The following is a 17,843-nucleotide window of genomic DNA, read 5'->3' on the forward strand; positions in this document are numbered from 1 at the left end:
TAATGAAAAAGCCCGCCTTCAGCAACAAGGAAATCAAGCTCGAACATGAGATTGGCTATTCACAAAGCGCCATTCTCTTCGATATTCTGATAGGCCTTGCATTGCTATTGGGAGGCTCGGCCCTTGCGTACTGGCTCTGGTCTTGGGTGGCATTATTGTGGCCATTGTTCGGGCTTTTTCTGGTATGGCAAGCGGTGAAAAGGGCTTTTCAACAAGGGCCACAATTCAAGATTGGCGCTCGTGGAATCTGGACTGTTAAAACTGGTTTCCTGTCTTGGAGCAGGGTGCAGTTAATAACAAAAACAGAAGCGTCCTATCGCAGTGTTTCCCGCGATTTGGTTATTGTCAATCGAATTTATTCAAATCAAGGCCTGGAAATAGCAAGAATATCCGCGAGAGAACTAGATGTTGATTGGAATACTTTGCAGATGTATGCGAATAAGTACTCTCCTAAACAGCTTTGAATCTTCAGAAACAGCAAGCGGCGACTGATACTTCAGTCGCCGCTTTTTTATTGGGGTGAGAAAATCCCGATGCGTTAGGGTCGCAAAACCCTTAGTTCAACGTGCCGCGAGCCTGACTAAGCGAAGAGGCAACCCTAACCCCTCATGCACCGAGTAGGTTTGTATCAGTTAACCATTTAACCACTCGCCCCTATGTCTAAACTGTACATCTTCGCCGCCGTTTTCCTGTTCTGGACTGCTCTTGCTGCTTCTCTGATGCAAGTGCAGCTAGTGGCTTCGCCAATGCACAAGATGCGGGTGCTCACTTACCGTTCCATGCCCGTCCGCTCCACAGTTATCGCGCAGGTGAATACGACTACTGCTGTTGCTGCTTACAATTAATTATGGTATCGTTTTTCGGATATTCTACTTGATAAATAAGTTTTAAAAATTAAAATTTGACTCAAACAGCAATGCCGAACCCAATTGGGGTCGGCATTGCTGTTTGGGAGCGTGACGCGACCTGCTACTCTGCCACTCGTTACAACCAAGCTATATTTTCCTTGAACTCGACCGGGTACATATTGAGGTATTGCACGATGCGTGGGTAGGTGCCATGGTTCGGGCTGCTGCCGTGCGGCAGCGCGTGGTGCCAGATGACAAAGTCGCCGGCTTCGGCCGCAATGGGCACGGCCAATGCGTCCAGATTTACCCGGCGTGGGTCGGTGCCGGCGGGCAGCGTGGCCAGCCAGTCCTCCAGCCTGCGGTGGAAACCCGGCACACAGCGGAAAGCGCCCTGCTCGGCGGGCGTGTCGCAGAGGTACAACAGACCCTGGGTGCCAAAATGCAGCGGCGGCTTCAAACTCATATCCCAATGCAGGGGCGTGCCCTGGTGCTGGTAGGTGGCGGTTTCGGGCGGGTTGAAGCTGGTACGGTCGGTGGTTTTCCATAAATCGGCCGTTTGCCACAGCTGGGCGAAAGCTTTCTGGATTCGCTTCGATTGCCGGTTTTCACGCAGGGTATTATGATGGTAAAAGTCCATCATAATACCCTTGCCAATGGGCTTTTCATACCAGGTTGCCGGGTTCTGTGGGTCCATTCCAAGTACTTCCCAAACGGCGTTTTCGGTCGCCCGCGCCTGTTCTTTCGAAATAGCTGTGCGTAGGATTACATAGCCGTGTTCCTCCCAGAAAGCCAAATCTTCAGCGCTCAGTACGTCTTCCTCTTCCCCTATTTCGCTCAGGTTTTTAGTCAGGCTTTCCGGATAGGGTTGATTGGAAAAGATGCTGTTGAGGCGCTCGATTTGCAATGGGTCAATCTGCCCGTTATTTTTTGCCAGAACCCAGTTTTCAAACTCGGCAAAGCTCGGGGCCGATTGCATCAGGTAGCGCATGGTTTCTTCCAGCGGCAACCCAAGCCCATTGAGCAGCAGATTTTCGAAGCGCCAGTTTTTCTCCGATTGCTCAATAAACGCGCCATTGCGTTGGGCCATCGCCTGCGACCAAAAACGCTTTAGTTGTTGCACGCCGAGCGCTCCGGTTTCTGTTGGTGCAGCAAGGGCAATCTGGACTTTCATAGGCGTTTAAAAAACGTGGTAAACCGGGAAGCCAGACAGCGTTTTATCGGGCCGCAGCAAATTACAGCAGAACATAAAAAAAGCGGCAACTGAAAGTTCAGTTGCCGCTTCTCATTTCAACCAAGGCTGTCTAGAAGTTCCGCTCGCCCGTCTCGCGCTTGCCCAGCATCACCGAGCCTACCATGGCGGCCAGCAGCAGGATGGAGGCCAGCTCAAACGGCAGCGCATAGTCCTTGAACAGCACCATGCCCAGGCGGTCGACCATGCCAATCTGCGAATCGAAGCTGGTGGGGTCGTAGCCGGCCGGGCTCACGTTGCGCAGCGCCGCCACCAGAATCAGCAGCAGCGAACCGCCGGCGATGGCGGCCGCGAACTTGGCCAGGGCGGGCTTGTGCGGCTCGGTGTCCTCGTTCAGGTTCAGGAACATAATCACGAACAGGAACAGCACCATGATGGCCCCGGCGTACACGATGATGTTCACGGCGGCCAGGAACTGCGCGTTCAGCAGCAGGTAGTGACCCGAGAGCGTGAAGAACGTGAGGATGAGGAACAAGACGCTGTGCACCGGGTTTTTGGCCAGCACCACGCCCAATGCACTCAGCAGGGCCACGAACGAGAGAAAGAGGAAGAGAGGAGACATAAGCAGTAGCGCGGACTTTTAGCCCGCGAGTGGAGCAATGGTAAAAGAAGAAATGCCAGTCGCGGACTAAAAGTCCGCGCTACATTATGCGAGTTGCGCGCGCAGCTTATCAGCCTGTTCGGGCGTGAGCTGAATGCCGCGCTTCGAGCGGTTATCCGGCGACACAGGCTCCACCAGCCGGTCTTTGCCGTAGATGAACTCGTCGCGCTCGAAGCGCGGCGGGGCCATTTTATCGGCTTGCAGGTACACGGCCGCTTTGGGGCAGGCTTCTTCGCACAGGCCGCAGAAAATGCAGCGCAGCATGTTGATTTCGTAGCTCACCGCGTATTTTTCCTCGCGGTAGAGGCCTTCTTCGCCTTTCTTGCGCTCACCGGCTACCATCGTAATGGCTTCGGCGGGGCAGGCCACGGCGCACAGGCCGCAGGCCGTGCAGCGCTCGCGGCCGGCTTCGTCGCGCTTCAGCACGTGCAGGCCGCGGAACACGGGGGAGAAGGGGCGCACCTCTTCCGGATACCGAATGGTGACCTGCTTCTTGGTCGCCGCCCGGAAAAAGTGCTGCATCGTAATCGACAAGCCCTGGAAAATAGCCGGCAGGTAAGCCCGCTCGGCCAGCGTCATGGGCTTCTTTTCGAGGACTTTGGCGCGTTTGCTTAAGGATTCCATAAGTCGTTATTTAATTACGCCGAACGTAATCAGGCCGCCCGTGAGCAGGATGTTGAAAATAGCCAGGGGGATGAGTATGGTCCAGCCCAGGCGCATCAGCTGGTCGTAGCGGAAGCGGGGGAGCGTCCAGCGCACCCACATGAAGAAGAAAATAAAACCGAAGATTTTGGCGAACAGGCCCACCAGCCCGAGGATGGTGATGATGTTCTGAGCCGTCACCAACTCCAGGCCGCGGCTCGATACCAACCAATCGCGCAGCTCGTACTGGAACGGGAAGTTGAAGCCCCCGAAGTAAAGCACGCTCATCACGGCCGAAGCCACGAATACGTTGATGTACTCGGCAAACAGGTACAGGCCCATTTTCATGGAGCTATACTCGGTGTGGTAACCGCCGATGAGCTCGGTTTCGCACTCGGGCAGGTCGAATGGCGTGCGGTTCGTCTCCGCAAAAGCGCACACAATGAAGATAACAAAGCCCAGCGGCTGCCTGGTGATGTTCCAGAAGTGCCACTCGCCGGCTACCGACTGCTGCAAGGTGATTTCGCGCAGCGAGAGCGTACCCGACATCATCAGTACGGCAATCAGGGCCAGGCCCATAGCCAGCTCGTAGCTAATGTTCTGCGAAGCCGCACGGATGGCGCCCAACAGCGAAAACTTGTTGTTCGAGGCCCAGCCGCCAATCATGATGCCATACACGCCCAGCGACACAATGCCGAACACGTAGAGCATACCCACGTTGATTTCGATGCCTTGCAGGTGCACAATGGTATCGCCGAACTGCAGGAAATTGCCGAACGGAATCACCGCCGACGACATCAACGCCGTGACCATCGCCAGGCAGGGACCGAAGACGAACAGTGCCCGGTTGGCGCCGGCGGGAAAGAATTCTTCTTTGGTGAAGAGCTTCACGGCATCGGCCAGCGGCTGCAGCAGGCCGAAGGGTCCGGCGCGGTCCGGGCCCACCCGGTCCTGCAGGAATGCGGCAATTACGCGCTCGGCGTAGGTGCAATACGTGGCAATCAGCAGCGAAATGCCGAAGGTTGCCAGAACGACGAGGCCTTGCCAGCCCAGAGCGGGGAGAGTCATTTTGTGGTATTTGCTAAGTCGTTAGAACGTCATGCAGAGCGCAGCGAAGCATCTTGCTCGGGGCATTAATCCTATTGATTAAATTGCGTTGCGCGGGCAAGATGCTTCGCTGCGCTCTGCATGACGTTCTTTGATTATCGTTCTACTTAATTATTCAAACCACCCAACCGCAGCGGCGGGTTGCGCTCCAGCTCGCGGGTAGTGCTTTCGGGCAGGTCCTGAATTACCTGCGGGTTCACCACTGGCAATTCGTAGTGGTTCTGGGCAATCACCGAGGCGCGGCTGATGTGCGCCGGGCCTTCAAGCACCCAGTCCGAGGTTTCCTTTTTGTCGAAGCGGCAGGTGTTGCAAATCCACTCCTTCACCTCGCCGTAAGCATCCTTGCGAGCCGTTACACGCAATACGTCTTTGCCTTTGTACCAGAGGGTTACACGGCCGCTGCACTTGTCGGTTTTGCAGTCACGGTGGGCGTCCACGGGCTTCGTGAACCACACGCGCTGCTTGAAGCGGAAGGTTTTATCGGTCAGCGCGCCCACCGGGCACACGTCGATAACGTTGCCGCTGAACTCGTTGTCAATGATATTCTCAATATAGGTGCCGATTTCCGAGGCATCGCCGCGGCCCAGCACGCCGTGCACGCGCTCGGGGGTGAGCTGGTCGGCGGTGTACACGCAGCGGTAGCACAGGATGCAGCGCGTCATGTGCAGCTGGATGAGCGGGCCGATGTCGATTTTCTCGAAGGTGCGGCGTTCTTCTTCGTAGCGGGTGGTGCTCACGCCGTGCTCGAAGGCGAAATCCTGCAGGCTGCACTCACCGGCTTGGTCGCACACCGGGCAGTCGAGCGGGTGGTTGATGAGCAGCATTTCTACAATGCCTTTACGCACGTCCATCACCTGTTGGTTGATGGTGTTTTCCACCACCATGCCGTCCTGCACCGTGGTGATGCACGAGGCTACCAGCTTGGGCATGGGGCGCGGGTCTTTGGCCGAACCGGCCGAAACTTTCACCAGACAAGCGCGGCATTTGCCGCCCGAACCCTTCAGCGGGGTATAGTAGCACATGGCGGGCGGCACGATGCCCCCGCCAATCTGGCGGGCCGCGTTCAGGATGGTGGTTCCGTCCGGAACTTCCACCTCAATGCCGTCGAACGTTATTTTAGCCATTTTCAGGAGGATAATCTTCGATAATAATTAGGCCAATACGGCCGCGTCCCGATAAACCGCGCCGGGGGCCGTAGCCTCTTTGGGATTGGTCACGTGCCACTCGAACTCGTGGCGGAAGTGGCGCACCGCGGCAGCCACTGGCCACGCTGCTGCTTCGCCCAGCGGGCAAATGGTGTTGCCTTCAATCTGCTTGGCCACGCTCACCAGCAGGTCGATGTCGTGCATCGAGCCGTGGCCGTGCTCCAGTCGGTGCAGCACCTTTTCCATCCAGCCCGTACCCTCGCGGCAGGGCGAACACTGTCCGCACGACTCGTGGTGGTAGAAGCGCGAGAAATTGTAGGTATTCTTCACGATGCACGTCGTTTCGTCCATCGCAATGAAGCCACCCGAACCCAGCATGGTGCCCGTCACGAAGCCGCCGTCGCTCAGTGACTCGTAAGTCATGAGGCGATTTTCGCCAGCGGCGGTTTTCAGAATCAATTCTTTAGGGAGAATTGGCACAGACGAACCACCAGCCACTACAGCCTTCAGGTCGCGGCCTTTCCAGATGCCGCCGCAGTACTCATCCGAGTAGATGAATTCCTCAACAGGCAGGCCCAATTCAATTTCGTAGATGCCGGGCTTATTCAAGTGGCCGCAGGCCGAAATGAGCTTGGTCCCCGTGCTCTTGCCAATGCCGATTTTGGCGTACTCGTCGCCGCCTTCGTTCACGATAACCGGCACCGCTGCGATGGTTTCCACATTGTTTACCACCGTGGGGCGGGCGTAAAGCCCTTGCACGGCCGGGAACGGTGGCTTGTTGCGCGGGTTGCCGCGCTTGCCTTCCAACGATTCCAACAACGCCGTTTCTTCGCCGCAGATGTAAGCCCCGCCACCGGGGTGCACGTGCAAATCGAGCGAGTAACCCGAGCCGAGGATGTTCTCGCCCAGGAAACCTGCTGCATAAGCTTCGGCAATGGCCTTCTCAAGGATGCGCAGCACGTACAACAACTCGCCGCGGATATAGATGTAGCTGGTGCGCGCACCCAAGGCATAGCTGCCCGTAATCATGCCTTCAATCAGCAGATGCGGCAGTTTTGTCATTAGCTGACGGTCCTTGAATGTACCGGGCTCCGATTCGTCGGCGTTGCAAACGAGGTAGCGCGGCACACCCTCCGGCTTGGCCAGGAAACTCCACTTCATGCCGGCGGGGAAGCCCGCGCCGCCCCGGCCGCGCAGGCCCGATTTCTTCACTTCCTCCACCACCTCATCCGGGGTCATGGTTTTGAGTGCCTTTTCCACGGAGCGGTAGCCGCCGTGCTTGCGGTACACCTCGAAAGTATTGATGCCTTCGACGTTGATATGTTCAGTTAATAGCTTGCGGCCCATAGGATTAAGCGTTGTGCTGATGGCCAGCTGTTAGTTGTTTTTCAGGGAGTTCGGCAGGCCCGTTTCCTCCCAAGGCAATATCGGACGATGCACCAAACTCTTCAATTCGTTCAGCATGGCGTCCACCGCTTCGGGGGTGTCGAGCTGCTCGTAGTATTTCTCGCGCACCTGCACCACGGGAGCAAAGCCGCAGGCAGCCAGGCATTCTACTTCCTTCAGAGTGAAGGCGCCGTCGGGCGAAGTGCCGCCTACTTTCGCTCCGGTGATGCGCTCCAGATTGGCCGTCAGCTCATCGGAGCCGCGCAGCATGCAGGGGCCCGTGCGACAGATTTCCAGCACATGCTTGCCTACGGGCTTGAGGTTGAACATGGTGTAGAACGACGACACCTCGTACACCTCAATCGGCTTGATTTTCAAAGTTTCGGCCACCAGGTCTTGTACCTCGGGGCTCACCCAGCCGCCGAACTCGGCTTGCGCGATGTGCAGAATCGGCAGCAGGGCCGACTTGCTCCGGTCTTCCGGATAGTGCGTGAGGAGGCGCTTGATTTCCGCCTGGGCGGCGGGGGAGAATTGCGGTTTGGTGGGCGCGGTGGTCGGCTCCATAGCAGTCAATTTCAACAAAAACTAAGCGTCCAGTTCGCCGGCGATGACGTTCATGGACGAGAGAATGACAATGGCGTCCGACAGCGTCGTGCCCACGGCCATTTCGGGGTAAGCCTGGTAATAAATGAAGCAGGGCCGACGGAAGTGCAGGCGGTAGGGCGTGCGGCCGCCGTCCGAAATCAGGTAAAAACCCAACTCGCCGTTGCCGCCTTCCACCGAGTGATATACCTCGCCAACGGGCGCGTCAATCTCGCCCATCACGATTTTGAAGTGGTAAATCAGGGCCTCCATGTTCTTGTATACTTCCGGCTTGGTGGGCAGGTAGTAGTGCGGGGCATCGGCGTGGTAAGGGCCGTCGGGCAGCTTGTCGAGGGCCTGGTTGATGATGCGCAGGCTCTGCCAGATTTCCTCGTTGCGCACGATGAACCGGTCGTAGGTATCGCCGTTGGTGCCCACCGGAATGTCGAACTCGAAATCTTCGTAGCTCGAATACGGGTTCATGGCGCGCACGTCGTAGTCGACGCCCGCGGCCCGCAGGTTGGGACCGGTGAAGCCGTAGCTCAACGCTTTTTCCGCCGAAATCGGGCCCACGTTCACCACGCGGTCCATGAAAATGCGGTTGCGGTTGAACATGTTTTCGAACTCCTTCATCACCGCCGGGAAGCTTTTCAGCCAGGCGCGGAGTTTAGCGAGGGCGGCAGGGGAGAGGTCGCGCTCCATGCCGCCTACGCGGCCCATGTTGGTGGTGAGGCGGGCGCCGCATACTTCCTCGTAGATTTCGTAAATCTTCTCGCGTTCCTGGAACACGTAGAGGAAGCCGGTGAAAGCGCCCGTGTCCACGCCCAGAATCGAGTTACAGATAAGGTGGTCGGCAATACGCGCCAACTCCATCATAATCACCCGGATGTACTGCGCCCGCTTCGGCACGGTCACGCCGAGCAGCTTCTCCACCGTCATGTGCCAGCCCAGGTTGTTGATGGGCGACGAACAGTAGTTCATCCGGTCGGTGAGGGTGGTAATCTGGTAGAACGGCTTGCGTTCGGCCAGCTTCTCGAAGGCGCGGTGGATGTAGCCGATGGTGGGCACACCGGACACGATGCGCTCGCCATCCATTTGCAGGATGTTCTGGAAAATGCCGTGCGTGGCGGGGTGCGTGGGGCCCAGGTTCAGCGTCGTCAGCTCCTGGCTGAAGTCGTTGAGAATGGGCATCAGTTGGCCGGGGCGCTGGGCGGCGGCCTCTTCTTGAATCTTGTGGGTGCCTGCCAGGGCGTCGTTTACTGCCATGATATAGTTACCAAGGGCCTAGCGGCCGAAAAACAGGTCGGTTTTGTCTTCGCGAGTGCCGTCTTCTACCGGGTATTCGCGCCGCATCGGGTGGTAGTCCATGTCCTCCACGTTAAGGATGCGAATGAGATTGGGGTGGCCGGTGAAGATGACGCCGAAAAAATCGTAGGCCTCGCGTTCCATCCAGTTGGCGGTGTTGTAGAGGTCGGTCAGGGTCGGCACCACCGGGTCAGCAATCGGGAAGAAGATTTTCAGGCGGAGCCGGATGTTCTTCGTCATGCTGTGCAGGTGGTAAATCATGCCCAGCTCCTTACCCACGTTTTCGGGGTAATTGATGCCGCACATCGTGGTCAGGAAGTGAAACTTCAATTCCTGGTCCTGCTGCAGGCCGGCAATGATTTCGTGGATTTTCTCCCGCGTGGTAGTCGCCGTCAGCAGGCCGTAGGGCTCGTGCACGTCGGTGAAGGTGCCCTCGCCAAACAGGCGGGTTAGCAACGCCATTACCTGAGCGTTCTGGGCCTTTATCGGGTCTTCGGCAACGGGCGCTTCGGGAGCGGCGGCAGATTCCTGAGGATTCATTCGGGGGTGGTATTAGCCAGCTAGTCGGAAAAAAGGCGGCCTTTCTATCCGACTGCCGACTACCTGATACAGACTATTTAATGTTGTAAGATGCCAGCAGCTCCTGGTATTCAGGGGCGTTGCGGCGGCGGAAGGATTCGTTGCGGGCCAGGTCCTGCACGCGCATCAGGCCGTCGAGCACCTGCTCGGGGCGGGGCGGGCAGCCGGGCACGTACACGTCGACCGGGATGATGCGGTCGATGCCTTGCAGCACCGAGTACGAATCGAAAATGCCGCCCGAGCAGGCGCAGGCGCCCATGGCCAGCACCCAGCGGGGCTCGGCCATTTGCTCGTACACCTGCTTCACGATGGGCGCCATTTTCTTGGCAATGGTGCCCATCACCATCAGCAAATCGGCCTGGCGGGGCGAGAAGCTGGGGCGCTCGGAGCCGAAACGGGAAATGTCGTAGTGCGAGCCCATGGTGGCCATGAACTCAATGCCGCAGCAGGACGTGGCGAAGGGCAGGGGCCAGAGCGAGTTGGCGCGGGCAATGCCGACCACTTTTTCCAGCGAGGTGGCGAAGAAGCCGGCGCCCTCGATGCCTTCGGGCGCCTCAACGGTTTTTATTTCAGGAACTCGGTTATCAGCCATAGTTATAAGAGACAATCAGATTAGGCGGCTTTCGCCACTTGGGCGGGCCGGTTTTCCAACACCGGCGCGTTGACGAAAGTTTGGCCGGCCGGCGCTTCATTCCAGCGCAGAATGCCCTTTTTGATGATATAGAAAAAGCCGGCCAGCAGCAGCGCCATAAAGATTATCATCTCGATGAAGCCGTAGTAGCCGTCCTTATTGAGCTCGCGGAAATTCACGGCCCAAGGGTACATGAAGATAACCTCCACGTCGAAAAGCACGAAAACAATGGCCGTGAGAAAGTATTTCACCGAAATCGGGGTACGGGCGTTGCCCACCGATTCGATGCCGCACTCGAAGGAGGCGTCCTTCACGGTGCTGTGGCGCTTGGGGCCTACCAGGTGCGAAACCACCATGGCGAAGGCCACAAATGCCAGGGCCAGACCGAATTGGATGACAATGGGAAGATAATCGGAGGGCTGATAATTGGCAGCCGGCAGGGCTAGGTACATAGTGGTCAATTATATAGCAAACAGGCCTCACGGGCGCTGAAGGGCAAAGGTAGCGCCCACGGGGTTGGGGCGCAATGTTGAAACGTGAACCACTTCGGTGACGGCCAGTTTGGACCCGTGATGGCGGACTGCCGCGATAACAACGGGCGGAAATATTCGGCCCATTACTGGCTTTTATTTGGATTGAATGTGCTTTCTTTAGGGGCAAGCTGGCCCTTATCATTCTATCCTTTCCATGTCTGATTCTGCTGATTCTTTGGGGGACTTCACGGCGACCAAAGCGGCCCTGGTGGAGCGGGAGCATCAGCTTTCGGTCCTTTTTAATGCCATTGCTGATGTTACGTTCGTACTGGATGTGGAGGGCGAGGGGCGCTATAGGTTTGTATTTGCCAACCAAGCATTTGAGAAAACCACCGGCCTGCCGGTAGAGCAGGTACTGGGGCGATACGTGGAGGACATCATTCCGGAGCCCTCGCTCAGTCTGGTGCTGGGCAAGTACCGCGAGGCCATTGCCAGCATGGAGCGCGTGGTGTGGCAGGAAACGTCGGACTACCCCACCGGCCGGGTGACGGGCGAAGTGAGCGTGACACCGGTGCCCGACGAGCAGGGCCGCTGCTGCCAACTGGTGGGCGTGGTGCATGACCTGACCAAGGAAAAGCAGGTAGAAACGGCGCTGCGCCTCAGCAACGAGCGGTTTTCATATGCGTTGAAGGCCACCACCGACGCCATCTACGACTGGAACGTGGCCGCCGGTACGCTGTATTGGGGGGAGGGATTTGAGGATTTATTTGGTCATCAACTCACCGAAAACCCGACGCCTTTCAGCAAATGGGCCGACAGCGTGCACCCCGACGACACCGCACGTACCGTGACGGGTCTGCTCCGAATGGTATTTGAAACCACGAACCTATTTTGGCAGGAGGAGTACCGGTTCCGGCGGGCCGATGGAACCTGGGCCGAGGTATTTGACCGGGGCTACCTGCTGCGCAATGGGACGGGACAGGCTGTGCGCATGATTGGGGCCATGCAGGACATCACGCCGCGCAAGCAGGCCGAACGACAGCAACGGCTGATGACTGAGAAGTTAATCGGCCAGAATGCCGACTTGCAGCAGTTTACCTACATCGTGTCGCATAACCTGCGGGCCCCGCTTGCCAATGCCCTGGGTTTTAGTGAACTACTGGCCCGGGTGGATAAGCAGTCGGCGGTGTTTGATACGTCGCTGCACAACCTGCGTACGAGCCTACGGCTGCTTGATGAGGTGCTGAATGATGTGAATGACATCCTGTCGGTGCGCGACGAGCAGGCCGGCTACCGGCCCGAACCGGTGCCGCTGGCCGCCGTGTGCCAGCAGGCGCTGCTGAGCTTGCAGGAGACGCTGCAAGCGGCGGGCGGCGAACTGCACCTCCAGATTCCGGACGACCTGCGCGTGGCTGGCAGCCGGGCCTATTTTCATAGTATCTTTCACAACCTAATTTCCAACGCCATCAAGTACCGGGCCGATGCCCGGCCGCTGCGCATCGACATCGTGGCCACCGTGACACCCGGAGAAGGGCTGACCATCAGGGTGCGCGATAACGGCTCGGGCTTTGACCGGCAGCAGGCCGGTAACAACGTTTTTCAACTTTATCGGCGCTTTCATGCGGGGCAGGCCGGGCGCGGCATCGGCCTGTATCTGGTGCGGGCGCACGTGGAAGCGATGGGGGGGCAGGTGTCCGTAGCCAGTCGCCCCGATGAAGGCACCGAATTCACTCTCCATTTCAGGCTCCATGCGGATGAAAACCTACCTCATTGATGACGATGACCTCGCCATCTACCTCACCGAGACGCTGTTGCGAGCCGAAGGGTTTTCCAATTGCATCTGCACGTTTCAGTCGGCCCGGGAGGCGCTGGACAAGCTAGTAGGGAGAAGCCAGGCCGTACCCAAAGTCGTGTTTCTGGACCTGAACATGCCGCTGATGAACGGTTGGCAATTTCTCGATGCCCTGACTCCCTACCAAGAGGCGTTGCGCGGCAATTGCCACATCTACATCCTCACCTCGTCGCTGGCGCTGAAAGACCTGGAGAAATCAAAGCAATACGCCCTGGTGGCAGGCCTGATTCATAAGCCTTTGGATAGCGAAGAAATCCGCGCCATTCAGTCCCGGTTTGGTGATGGTGATGGCGTGCTGGGTGATGACGAACCCTGCGACTGCTGATTGGGGGCCGTGGCCCGCGCTTGCAGGACGTATACGAAGACAGCGACATCACTCAGATGAGCATCTGCTTCGACCCGGAAAACCCGGCTTATCAAAACAGAGTTAATAAAACAAAAACGGCCCGCATCACTCGATGCGGGCCGTTCTGTTTCGGCTTACAGGCCTTTGTCGCGGTTCAAATCCTCGGCTGGCTCGGAGCCGAGGAAGGGGTAGCGGTAGTCCGTCACGGGTACGAAGGTTTCCTTGATGGCGCGGGGCGATACCCAGCGGAGCAGGTTCAGGATGGAGCCGGCTTTGTCGTTGGTGCCGGAGGCGCGGGCGCCGCCGAAGGGCTGCTGGCCTACCACGGCGCCGGTGGGTTTGTCGTTGATGTAGAAGTTGCCGGCGGCGTGCACCAGCTTCTTCGAGGCCAGGTCGATGGCGTAGCGGTCCTGCGCGAACACGGCCCCGGTGAGGGCGTAGGGTGACGTGGTGTCGACCAGCTCCAGGGTTTCCTCGAATTTGCTGGCGTCGTAGACGAACACCGTCACGACCGGGCCGAACAGCTCGTCGCACATCGTGATGTATTTCGGGTCTTTGGCCAGAATGACGGTAGGCTCGATGAAGTAGCCTTTCGATTTGTCGTAGCCGCCGCCGGCGATGATTTCGGCGTTGGGGTCGGCTTTGGCGCCGTCGATATATTTAGCGAGCTTATCGAAGGAGACTTCGCTGATGACGGCGTTGATGAAGTTCGAGAAGTCTTCCACGTCGCCCATTTTGAAGGAAGCGAGGTCTTCTTTCACGTAGCCCAGGATTTCATCTGCGAGGTTCGAAGGCAGGTAAACGCGGGAAGCAGCCGAGCATTTCTGGCCCTGGTACTCGAACGCGCCGCGCGAGATGCCAACTGCCACGGCTTTGGCGTGGGCCGTCTTGTGCGCAACAATGAAGTCCTTGCCGCCGGTTTCGCCCACGATGCGGGGGTAGGATTTGTAGCGGTGGATGTTCTGGCCGATTTCCTGCCAGATAGTTTGGAAGACCTTGGTGGAGCCGGTAAAGTGAATGCCAGCGAAATCGGGGTGCTTGAACACCACGTCGCCCACCACTGGGCCGTCGGCATAAATCAGGTTGATGACGCCGGCCGGTACGCCGGCTTCCTCGAACAGCTCCATGAGCACCTGGGCCGAGTAGACCTGCGTGTCGGCGGGCTTCCAGACCACTACGTTGCCCATCATGGCCGCAGAGGAGGGGAGGTTGGCAGCGATGGAGGTGAAGTTGAAGGGCGTGAGGGCAAACACGAAGCCCTCGAGGGGGCGCTGCTCCAGGCGGTTCCACATGCCGGGCAGGCTCTCGGGCTGCTGCTCGTACACCTGGCGCATGAAGTGCACGTTGAAACGGAAGAAGTCGATGAGCTCGCAAGCGGCGTCGATTTCGGCCTGGAAGGCGTTTTTGCTCTGGGCCAGCATGGTGGCCGCGTTGATGCGGGCGCGGTAGGGGCCGGCCAGCAGGTCGGCGGCTTTGAGGAAGATGGCGGCGCGGTGTTCCCAGGGCAGCTCGGCCCAGGCGGTGCGGGCGGCCAGGGCAGCCTCAATGGCCTGGGTTACGTGGCTGGCATCGCCGTAGTGGAAGTGGCCAATGGTGCGCTGGTGGTCGTGCGGCGGGCTGATGCGCTTAAGGTTGCCGGTGCGCACCTGCTTGCCGCCGATGTGCATGGGAATGTCCAGCTCCAGCCCGCGCAGGCTCTTGAGCTGCTGCTGAAGCTCCAGCCGCTCTTTCGAGCCGGGCGCGTAGCCTTTGACGGGTTCGTTAATCGGGATGGGGACGTTGAAAAAGCCGTTGGCCATAATTGAATTAGGTTTGAGTGGGCGTGGGGCAAAGGTAAAGGCAGTTTATAAAGCCCCTTTGTTACGGAACCGCTTTCCTGCCTTCCTTAACATTAAAGCAAGCATAAAGTAGCACCAGCCCAAAAGCCAGAATGGCCAAGGTCCTCCACTCAAACCATCCTTCCGCTGCCACAATAGTATTCTCGGGGGCGTTGAGCTGGTAATGAATCGGAATCAGACTTCCTGTGCTACATGTCGCGTAAACATGTTGGCTTACTTCGGTAGTAGCGGTAACAGAATCACCCTTTTTCCTTTTGAATTCCAACTCAAGTTTATAAGTGTTATTTGCCGCTTTAGGGTTGATAATTTCAACTTTATTCTTTAGGCGCGCTGTGACTAATGGACCTTTACTAGCACTCCAGCGCCCAGTTGTTTCTAGAAGAAATGTTCCAATCATCAGCATACTGATTAAGAAAAGGACCATTTGCATCAGGGTTTTGGCAATCATAAGAGTTGCTATAATGAGCGTGGATACAAATGGTGTCTACAGCCGCCCCATTAGCTCGCGTACCTGCTGTGTGAGGTCGTCTAAAGAGCCGTTGTTGTGGAGCGTGAAATCGAAATGCGGGTAGTCGTCCATCGCAATTTCGCTGGGGTGGTTGTCGTCGCGGGTGCCATCGCCGCGCTGGTGCAATGGGTCGCCTTCCACGCGCAACATGAGGCCGCCGCGGGTCCGGATGGGGTCGGCCTCGTTGGCGAAGCGCACGTCGGGCACCAGCACGAAGGCATTGGCCGGCAGGCCGGCGAAAAAGGCATCGACCCAGACCAGGGGCTCCCACGAGCGCAGGGCCTGGCCCACTTGCTGGAGCATTTCGCCCCGGGTGCGGTGAAAGGTGGGCACCAGTTCGGCTTTGCCTTCCTGGGTGTAGTAGGGGGCCACGGCCTCGCCCGTGAGGGCGGCGCAAACGGACTTGATAGAGTCGCCGAAGGAGCGAATCTGCCAGTTGCGCTCGGGCTGGAGCTCTTGCAGGATGCGGGCCACGGTGTCTTTGCCGCTGCCCCGGCGGCCGGAGAGGCCGATGAGATTTACCATGGATGAGAACGTGCTCGGGATGACGGACGAATTATAGAATGCCCTTCAGTTCGCTCAGGCAGCTTATTTCGTGCGTAATCTGATTGAAATGCCGGCGCTTGTCGGGGTTGAAATAAACCTGGTCGATGCCGGCATTATACGCGCCCAAGACGTCACATTCGAGGTTATCGCCAATCATCAGGCTTTCGCTGGCGCTGGCGCCGGTGCGTTCCAGTGCGTGGGCAAACATGCGCGGGTCGGGCTTGAGGCAGCCACTTTCCTCGGAGGTAATGACCTCCTCGAAATAATGCGTCAGGTTCGACGAAGCCAGTTTAATGCCTTGTATGTCGTTGAAGCCGTTGGTGATGAGGTGCAGGCGATACTTGGGTTTTAAATAGTCGAGCACCTCGTGCGTGAAGGGGAAGACGGCCGATTTCTGAGGGAGAATGTCGGTGAACTCAGCCGAAATGGTGGCCGGAATTTCCGCTTCCGGCACGCCCAGTCGCGTCAGCGTCCGGCTGAAACGCACTTCGCGCAGCTGGCTTTGGGTGATTTTATTGCTTTGGTACAAGCGCCAGAGGGCGTGGTTGATGTCGCTGTACACCCGAATAAATTCCTCTACCGAGAAGCTGTTGTAGCGGGCAAAGTTGTGACGCTCGTAGAGCGTGCGCAGCGTTTCGTTAGCGTTTTTCTCGAAGTCCCACAGCGTGTGGTCGAGGTCGAAGAAGAGGTGACGGTAGGTCTTCAAAGAATCTTGAATTATAAATTATGAATTATCAACGGTCATGCAGAGCGTAGCGAAGCATCTCGCGGGCTACCGCTAATTCAATTGAAACAACGAAGCGGGCAAGATGCTTCGCTACGTTCTGCATGACCGTGCCTTTGGCCTAGTTGTGCCCATCAGAGCGACCCGGCCAGGGCCATGCTCAGCACGCCGGCCAGCATGATGCCTTTGCAGAACGTGCTCAGGTGGCGAAAGTGCCGCCGCCGGTCGGCCCGAATGAGCAGGCGCGTTAGTTGGGCCATGGGCAGCAGCACCAGCAGCAGCAGCCACAGGCCCAGCGGCCAGTGCCCGCTTACCAAAAGCCGGCCCGTAGCGCCCAGCGTAAGCAACGCCAAACTCGCCAGGAAAAAACCGGCCACCCACTTGGTGCGGGCCACGCCCCACACCAGCGGCAGCGTGCGGCAGCCGTGCTGGGCATCGCCGCGCATGTCTTCTACATCTTTCACGATTTCGCGCACCATGGTGAGCAGGAAGGCGGCCAGCGCGTAGGGCCACACCACGCTGTGGCCGTCATGCCGCTCCAACTGCAATTGCAGCTCGGGCAGCAGCACCAGCGCCGCCGTGAGGGTGGCAATGCTGAGGTTGCCCACCAGCGCCACCCGCTTGAAGCGCGCCGAGTAGCCCCACAGCAGCAGCGCCGTGCCCAGCGTGACCAGGCCCAGCACGGGGTGCAGCCAGCCGGCCACCAGCACGCCCACGCCACTCAGCACCAAGTGGGCCAGCATGGCCATGCGCCGGTTCACCACGCGCCCAATCACCAGCCGGTCGGGACGGTTGATGGCGTCAATTTTCACGTCGTAATAGTCGTTGATGATGTAGCCGGCCGCCGCTACCAGCAGCGCCGCCCACACCAGCAGCCCGAAGCGCCGGTTGAGCAGGGACTCGCGCAGCGGCAGTTCGGGCAGCAGCAGGCCGGCCCGCACCAGCACCAGACACAGCAGCATAATGACCAGGTTGGGCCAGCGCACCAGCGTGGGCAGGGCCGTGCGCAGTCGCTCCGTAGGGGGCGGCGGGGGCAGGGCGGGCGCGGGCGGCTTGGGGGGCAGCGGATTCATCGGCAGAAGCACGGGGCAGGCGAAGTGCAAAGGTCGGCAGAAGTGGCGGGCTGCCTGCGTGTGGGAGGAGTGCGCCGGGCACAAAAAAGCCTCTCCGTTGCGGGAGAGGCTTTTGCGATGGCGCGTGATGCAGCCATCAGAGTGTTTTCAAGCTTAGATTTTGCGCACGTTCACGGCGTTGATGCCTTTGCGGCCTTCCTGGGTTTCAAATTCCACCCGGTCATTTTGTTGCACTGTGGTCCCGTTCAGGCCCGTTACGTGTACGAAAAAGTCTTCTTTCGTTTGGTCGTCGGTCACGAAGCCATAGCCTTTGGCTTCGTTAAAAAATTTGATGATGCCGGTTTTCATGCAAAAAAACAAAATGGAAAAGAAAAACCGCCCGGGTAAAGGCTGCGGAAAGGCCTGAAA

The 17,843-nt window shown here is 58.2% G+C and carries 20 protein-coding genes and 1 pseudogene; 4 read left to right on the forward strand and 17 right to left on the reverse strand.

Going from position 1 to position 17,843, the window contains the following annotated elements; translation table 11 throughout:
- The first annotated feature begins 2 nt into the window (after window positions 1-2).
- Both ACYU7Q_RS21075 and ACYU7Q_RS21080 read left to right on the forward strand, forming a co-directional pair.
- Complete coding sequence (locus ACYU7Q_RS21075; RefSeq protein ID WP_460611441.1) at window positions 3-464, forward strand: hypothetical protein; 462 nt, start codon at window positions 3-5, stop codon at window positions 462-464.
- Between the two features lie 192 nt (window positions 465-656).
- Window positions 657-845: a hypothetical protein gene (locus ACYU7Q_RS21080; protein WP_460611442.1), complete on the forward strand. Its 189-nt coding sequence runs from the start codon at window positions 657-659 to the stop codon at window positions 843-845.
- 139 nt (window positions 846-984) lie between these two features.
- On the opposite strand, the gene ACYU7Q_RS21085 is transcribed toward ACYU7Q_RS21080, so the two are convergent.
- The 11 genes and pseudogenes from ACYU7Q_RS21085 to ACYU7Q_RS21135 form a co-directional block, all read right to left on the reverse strand.
- Window positions 985-2,019, reverse strand: coding sequence for a phytanoyl-CoA dioxygenase family protein (locus ACYU7Q_RS21085; RefSeq protein ID WP_460611443.1), 1,035 nt, complete (start codon window positions 2,017-2,019; stop codon window positions 985-987).
- Between the two features lie 130 nt (window positions 2,020-2,149).
- Window positions 2,150-2,659, reverse strand: coding sequence for an NADH-quinone oxidoreductase subunit J family protein (locus ACYU7Q_RS21090; protein WP_198067260.1), 510 nt, complete (start codon window positions 2,657-2,659; stop codon window positions 2,150-2,152).
- An 84-nt stretch (window positions 2,660-2,743) separates the two neighbouring features.
- Window positions 2,744-3,322 carry a NuoI/complex I 23 kDa subunit family protein gene (locus ACYU7Q_RS21095; protein WP_460611444.1) on the reverse strand — a complete coding sequence of 193 codons (579 nt, stop codon included), beginning with the start codon at window positions 3,320-3,322 and terminating at the stop codon, window positions 2,744-2,746.
- 6 nt (window positions 3,323-3,328) lie between these two features.
- The gene (gene nuoH, locus ACYU7Q_RS21100) at window positions 3,329-4,408 is read right to left on the reverse strand and encodes a complex I subunit 1/NuoH family protein (protein WP_460611445.1); all 1,080 of its coding nucleotides are present in this window, start codon (window positions 4,406-4,408) and stop codon (window positions 3,329-3,331) included.
- Between the two features lie 146 nt (window positions 4,409-4,554).
- Window positions 4,555-5,571, reverse strand: a complete 1,017-nt coding sequence (locus ACYU7Q_RS21105) for an NADH-quinone oxidoreductase subunit G (RefSeq protein WP_460611446.1) — start codon at window positions 5,569-5,571, stop codon at window positions 4,555-4,557.
- Between the two features lie 27 nt (window positions 5,572-5,598).
- On the reverse strand, window positions 5,599-6,939 hold the full coding sequence (gene nuoF / locus ACYU7Q_RS21110) for a complex I 51 kDa subunit family protein (protein WP_460611447.1): 1,341 nt from the start codon (window positions 6,937-6,939) through the stop codon (window positions 5,599-5,601).
- Between the two features lie 30 nt (window positions 6,940-6,969).
- On the reverse strand, window positions 6,970-7,542 hold the full coding sequence (locus ACYU7Q_RS21115) for an NADH-quinone oxidoreductase subunit NuoE family protein (RefSeq protein ID WP_460611448.1): 573 nt from the start codon (window positions 7,540-7,542) through the stop codon (window positions 6,970-6,972).
- A 21-nt stretch (window positions 7,543-7,563) separates the two neighbouring features.
- Window positions 7,564-8,751, reverse strand: coding sequence for an NADH dehydrogenase (quinone) subunit D (gene nuoD / locus ACYU7Q_RS21120; protein ID WP_460611526.1), 1,188 nt, complete (start codon window positions 8,749-8,751; stop codon window positions 7,564-7,566).
- A 93-nt stretch (window positions 8,752-8,844) separates the two neighbouring features.
- Window positions 8,845-9,405 carry an NADH-quinone oxidoreductase subunit C gene (locus ACYU7Q_RS21125; RefSeq protein WP_460611449.1) on the reverse strand — a complete coding sequence of 187 codons (561 nt, stop codon included), beginning with the start codon at window positions 9,403-9,405 and terminating at the stop codon, window positions 8,845-8,847.
- A gap of 73 nt (window positions 9,406-9,478) precedes the next feature.
- A complete protein-coding gene (locus tag ACYU7Q_RS21130; RefSeq protein WP_201986275.1) occupies window positions 9,479-10,036 on the reverse strand; it encodes an NADH-quinone oxidoreductase subunit B in 558 nt (185 codons plus the stop codon).
- Window positions 10,037-10,137: 101 nt separating this feature from the next.
- A pseudogene (locus tag ACYU7Q_RS21135) lies at window positions 10,138-10,527 on the reverse strand (NADH-quinone oxidoreductase subunit A); the annotation flags it as partial.
- Window positions 10,528-10,762: 235 nt separating this feature from the next.
- Between ACYU7Q_RS21135 and ACYU7Q_RS21140 the strand changes: the two are divergent.
- Both ACYU7Q_RS21140 and ACYU7Q_RS21145 read left to right on the forward strand, forming a co-directional pair.
- Complete coding sequence (locus tag ACYU7Q_RS21140) at window positions 10,763-12,322, forward strand: sensor histidine kinase (protein ID WP_460611450.1); 1,560 nt, start codon at window positions 10,763-10,765, stop codon at window positions 12,320-12,322.
- Window positions 12,303-12,725: a response regulator gene (locus ACYU7Q_RS21145; protein ID WP_460611451.1), complete on the forward strand. Its 423-nt coding sequence runs from the start codon at window positions 12,303-12,305 to the stop codon at window positions 12,723-12,725. Before ACYU7Q_RS21140 ends, ACYU7Q_RS21145 begins: the two co-directional genes overlap by 20 nt.
- Before the next feature lie 155 nt (window positions 12,726-12,880).
- Here the strand turns inward: ACYU7Q_RS21145 and pruA are convergent, their stop codons facing one another.
- From pruA to ACYU7Q_RS21175, 6 genes are all read right to left on the reverse strand, one after another.
- Complete coding sequence (gene pruA, locus ACYU7Q_RS21150) at window positions 12,881-14,545, reverse strand: L-glutamate gamma-semialdehyde dehydrogenase (protein ID WP_460611452.1); 1,665 nt, start codon at window positions 14,543-14,545, stop codon at window positions 12,881-12,883.
- 61 nt (window positions 14,546-14,606) lie between these two features.
- Window positions 14,607-15,032 carry a hypothetical protein gene (locus ACYU7Q_RS21155; RefSeq protein WP_460611453.1) on the reverse strand — a complete coding sequence of 142 codons (426 nt, stop codon included), beginning with the start codon at window positions 15,030-15,032 and terminating at the stop codon, window positions 14,607-14,609.
- Window positions 15,033-15,068: 36 nt separating this feature from the next.
- Complete coding sequence (locus ACYU7Q_RS21160) at window positions 15,069-15,617, reverse strand: nucleoside/nucleotide kinase family protein (RefSeq protein WP_460611454.1); 549 nt, start codon at window positions 15,615-15,617, stop codon at window positions 15,069-15,071.
- Between the two features lie 31 nt (window positions 15,618-15,648).
- Window positions 15,649-16,344: a YjjG family noncanonical pyrimidine nucleotidase gene (locus ACYU7Q_RS21165; RefSeq protein WP_460611455.1), complete on the reverse strand. Its 696-nt coding sequence runs from the start codon at window positions 16,342-16,344 to the stop codon at window positions 15,649-15,651.
- A 152-nt stretch (window positions 16,345-16,496) separates the two neighbouring features.
- On the reverse strand, window positions 16,497-17,435 hold the full coding sequence (locus ACYU7Q_RS21170) for a geranylgeranylglycerol-phosphate geranylgeranyltransferase (RefSeq protein ID WP_460611456.1): 939 nt from the start codon (window positions 17,433-17,435) through the stop codon (window positions 16,497-16,499).
- Window positions 17,436-17,588: 153 nt separating this feature from the next.
- Window positions 17,589-17,783, reverse strand: a complete 195-nt coding sequence (locus tag ACYU7Q_RS21175) for a cold-shock protein (RefSeq protein ID WP_168673555.1) — start codon at window positions 17,781-17,783, stop codon at window positions 17,589-17,591.
- Window positions 17,784-17,843 lie beyond the last annotated feature (60 nt).

The organism is Hymenobacter terrigena (assembly GCF_054776515.1).